General features: G+C 64.8%; 3 protein-coding genes and 1 pseudogene. All 4 read right to left on the reverse strand.

Going from position 1 to position 3,866, the window contains the following annotated elements:
- Positions 1–141: 141 nt before the first annotated feature.
- On the reverse strand, positions 142–345 hold the full coding sequence (locus tag FK256_RS14185; RefSeq protein WP_141425203.1) for an actinodefensin: 204 nt from the start codon (positions 343–345) through the stop codon (positions 142–144).
- Between the two features lie 364 nt (positions 346–709).
- A complete protein-coding gene (locus FK256_RS14190; protein ID WP_021605874.1) occupies positions 710–934 on the reverse strand; it encodes an actinodefensin in 225 nt (74 codons plus the stop codon).
- A 72-nt stretch (positions 935–1,006) separates the two neighbouring features.
- Positions 1,007–3,490: an FtsX-like permease family protein gene (locus FK256_RS14195; RefSeq protein WP_141425204.1), complete on the reverse strand. Its 2,484-nt coding sequence runs from the start codon at positions 3,488–3,490 to the stop codon at positions 1,007–1,009.
- Positions 3,490–3,866 (reverse strand): annotated as a pseudogene (locus tag FK256_RS14200) (ABC transporter ATP-binding protein); the annotation flags it as partial. The gene FK256_RS14195 and the pseudogene FK256_RS14200, both read right to left, overlap by 1 nt.

Here is a 3,866-nt window from a genome sequence, read left to right on the forward strand (position 1 = left end):
CATTGGTGTGTTCCTTTCTGGTAGTCCTCCCCGGAGTGAGTTCCGGGGGAGATAAAGTGCGTTCTTGCTTTCCCGTGGTGAAGGCGGGGTCTGTCTTGCGTCGCTGCTACGGCGCAGGACAGGCCCCGTGTTGTGTGCGGCTCAGTAGCAGTGGCAGCGGAGGCGGAACCAGGAGTCGCAGTAGCCGCCGCGGAAGCCGTTGCCGCGGCAGTGGGCGTTGCAGGAGTACTCGTTGGGGCAGCCGAAGCCTTCGGCGCCCTCGATGGGGGCCTGGGTCTCGGAGCTGATGGCCTGGGCGGAGTCGGCATCGCTCAGAGGAGCGGTGCGGCGGGTGAACTTGTCCATTGGTGTGTTCCTTTCTGGTGATCTCCCCGGGTGGTTCCCGTGGGAGGGTGTGGGTGCGCGGGTGAATGTGTCTGCGCACCTTCCCCGGATTGGGGGAAGCCTGTGATGTGGCGTCTGAGTCTGCGGGGTGCATGTCTCTGCCGCCGAGGTGATGGTGTCACTCTATGAAGGTGACTAGCGGAGGACTATTCACCGAAGGTAGGAAATGTTCCTTCCCGTCATCCGTAAGGGGGGTTGCGGAAATGGGGAAGTGTTCTTGTGCGGACCTGTGCTGTCTTTTGGGGGTGTTGTTGAGTGTCGTCCATGTATGAGCTGCGGAGCCGTTTCCAGAAGTTTCTGGAAACGGCCCCGCACGTGATTGGATTCAGTAGCAGCGACATGTGGCGGCGGCGAATCCTCCGCAGAATCCTCCGCGATATCCCGTGCTCAAGCAGTGGTTGTGGCACTGTTGCTCGTTGAAGGGACAGGCGAAACAGTCGCTTGTTTCGAGGGGGATGCGCGTCTCGGCATTCATGGTGTCATTGAATCTGCTGTCACTCAGCGATTTGCGACGCCGGGAGAACAGTTCCATGAGGATCTCCTTCTTCATGTGAGGTTTGTATAGGTGCGGGAGAAACTGTCAACGGGTGCGGATGCAGTTCCAGGCGTCATCGTTGCGCGATCAGTCCTCGGAGAGCGCCATGACCGGAGGTACCGAGGCGGCCCTGCCTGCTGGACGCAGTGAGGCCAGTACACCGACGACCAGGGTGGCGGCAAGAGTACCGAGCAGGGCGAGGTGAGGGATGTGCAGCGTCATGCCTTCGGCAGTTTTGGAGAGAGCAAGCGTTCCCGATGAACCCAGGACAGTTCCGACGACGAGTCCAAGACCTCCTCCTACTGCCGCCACGAGAACTCCCTCGGTCACGATGAGGTTCCTGATCTCCGAGCGAGGGCTGCCGGTGGCGCGTAGAACTCCGATTTCTCGAATGCGCTCCAGAACCGAGACGTCCGTAGTGTTGGCCAGCCCGGACAGGGCGATGACCAGGGCGGCGCCCAGGACCAGGCAAACGACCAGAGCCATTCGCATGATGATGGATGACATCTGTTCGGTCGCGGCGGCGCTTCCCTGCACCATCAGAGTCTGACCTCGGACAGCCGCAACGAGGGAGTGCTCGGTGGCGGATGTCATGGAGTTGCCGGTAGAACGAACCCACATGGTGGCGTTGGTGGGGGTATCGCCGTTGAGGCGCTGCGCCACTGCCGGGCTGACCGCGGCTCCCCATCCCTCCTGGACGTGGGCTGTCAGCTCAACGCTGCCGGCAGCGCCGGTCAGGGTGACTGTGGAGCCGTCTGGAATGTTATAGATGCCGCCCACAATGAGGGTCTTGTCATCGAGGCCTTCCAAGCCCCTGGTGGACCGTGCAATAGGCGCGATATTGCCGGTGTCGATGACGTCGACATTGATGTCCTTCGACTCTCCGTCGACAGTCTGGGTCAGGCCGAGGGAGGGAACGTAAGTCACGTCCTTGATGCCGTCGACCGCTTTGACCTGCTTCGTCAGCTGCGCGGTATCGGTTTGCGGCGTGACCCCGAAGATTCTGGCGTCCACGGGTGAGCTGTGGCCGAGGATAGCGTCGAAGGAGGCGTTCAAAGAGGACAGGCCGACGAAGAGCGCCGATCCCACCAGGACGCAGACGAAGAGCGTGGCGGCGGTTGCGGCGGACCGTCCGGAGTTGCGGGCCAGGTTACGTGTAGCCAACTGCAGCACCGGGAATCGAGTGTCACCACTGAGTCTGCCGATGAAGCCGATGATGGCGGTGACGAGCAGAGGAAGGCTGAGGACGGTGCCAACGACGACGACGGCGCTTCCACATGCTGTGATGAAGATATCGGATGCCTGAACGCCGAGGGCGACCACGGCCGCGCCGATGACAGCAACGACGACTCCAGTGACGGCCGCCCATATCCGCCTGCGCCCGGCCTGCCTGGTGCTCGTAATCTGCCCGGTGAGAGCCACGAGCGGTGAGATACGGGTGGCTGTGCGTGCGGGGCGCAGAACGGCGATGAGGGTGACTAGCGTCCCCAAGGCGACGGTGAGCCCGAGAGACACGGGTGAGATGGTGAGCTGATCCGCCTTGAGATCCGCGAAGGTCCCCGAGGACACCGCGATGGCGCCAATACCGGTTCCAAGGGCCGCGCCCAGGATTGAGCCGGCCAGGCCGGTGATGAGACCGGTGCGCAGAACGGCGAGCATCACCTGGCGGCGACTTGTGCCGATGCAGCGCATGAGACCGACCGTGCGGGTCTGACGGGCCACCAGGGTGCTGAAGGTGGTTCCGATGACGATGATGGCGACGGCCGCGCAGACCGGGGCTAGGAGGTTGATGATGGTTGCAATCGTCGTGCCGCCCGTCTGCCCCTGGGTGCGTTGGGCGATAGCATCGTCCCTGCTCTGAACCGATGCGGCGGGCTGGACCGCGTGAACGGTCTCCGACACCTTGGTGAGGAGTGCGCCGGTGTCCGTTCCCGGCTTCGCGTTCACATACAGGCTGAGGTAGTCCATGCTCGCGCCCATCGCCTGGAGCTGCTCGGTGGTGACGTAAGCGGTTCTGGTGCCGGACTCCTTGCTGTCGGCCCCGGCGGAGATGATGCCGACCACCGTGGGGGCCGAGTGAACGGCCTTGGCGTCGTCGTCGTCCTTGGTCCTGAGGCGGATGGTGTCGCCGACGCTCAGGCCCTGCTGCTCGGCGAGCTCGGAATCGATGGCCACCTCGCCGGTGGCTGCGGGGAGCCGACCGCTGCTCAGCGTAGTGAACTTGCTGAGTGTTGGGACACTTTGTACGGCGACCTGGGCTCCGACGGAGTTGCTCAGCTGCTTGGGCAGATCGAGCCACAGCATGTCCCAGTGGGCACCGCGGGCGGAGTCGACACCGTCGAGGGCGGAGACCCGGTTGAGGAGAGCATCGTCCAGGGCGTTTTCAGTTTTGTTGGCACCACGGCCGTCGTGGACAACGACGGCGGCATCGCCCACGGATACGCGCGCACTGGTCTGCGTCTGAGTACGGAAGGAGTCGGAGATGATGAAGGCGAAGGCGATGAGGGCTGCGCTCATGGCCACGGCCACGAACGCCGCGACTGTTCGCCGCAGATCGAGGAGCGAAGGCATCAGCGGGCCTCCATTCCAGTGGCGTAGGGGCTCCCGAAGCCGAACATCTGGGTCGCGCTGGGAGCCGCGACATGGCGGGCGCTGTAGACGGCGGCGGGACGGGGCGCGGGGGCGACGGGAGCGGCGCTCGCCCTGGAGGCGCGGCGGGACTCCGGTGCGGCTGCCGGGGTGATGGCCCGACGCACCGGCACGGGGCCGGCCGGGGTCGTCACGGCGTCGAATCCCGCAGCGGGGCCGGCTGGGGTTGCCGGCGCCGTCATCGGTGGTACGGGAGGAGCCGCCTGAGCGGGAGCGACGGGCGCCTGCTGGGCCGGGCGGGCAGGCGGCGCGGAGTGGGTGCCGGGGGAGTGGTGGACGGCCTCGTCGCCGATGATGC

Source organism: Actinomyces johnsonii, assembly GCF_006546835.1.
GTDB classification, from domain to species: Bacteria; Actinomycetota; Actinomycetes; order Actinomycetales; family Actinomycetaceae; genus Actinomyces; species Actinomyces johnsonii.

Excerpts from the sequence above, each read along its gene's own strand:
- FK256_RS14185 (WP_141425203.1), bottom strand. The coding sequence starts at position 345 with ATGGACAAGTTCACCCGCCGCACCGCTCCTCTGAGCGATGCCGACTCC.
- FK256_RS14190 (WP_021605874.1), bottom strand. The coding sequence starts at position 934 with ATGAAGAAGGAGATCCTCATGGAACTGTTCTCCCGGCGTCGCAAATCG.
- FK256_RS14195 (WP_141425204.1), bottom strand. The coding sequence starts at position 3,490 with ATGCCTTCGCTCCTCGATCTGCGGCGAACAGTCGCGGCGTTCGTGGCC.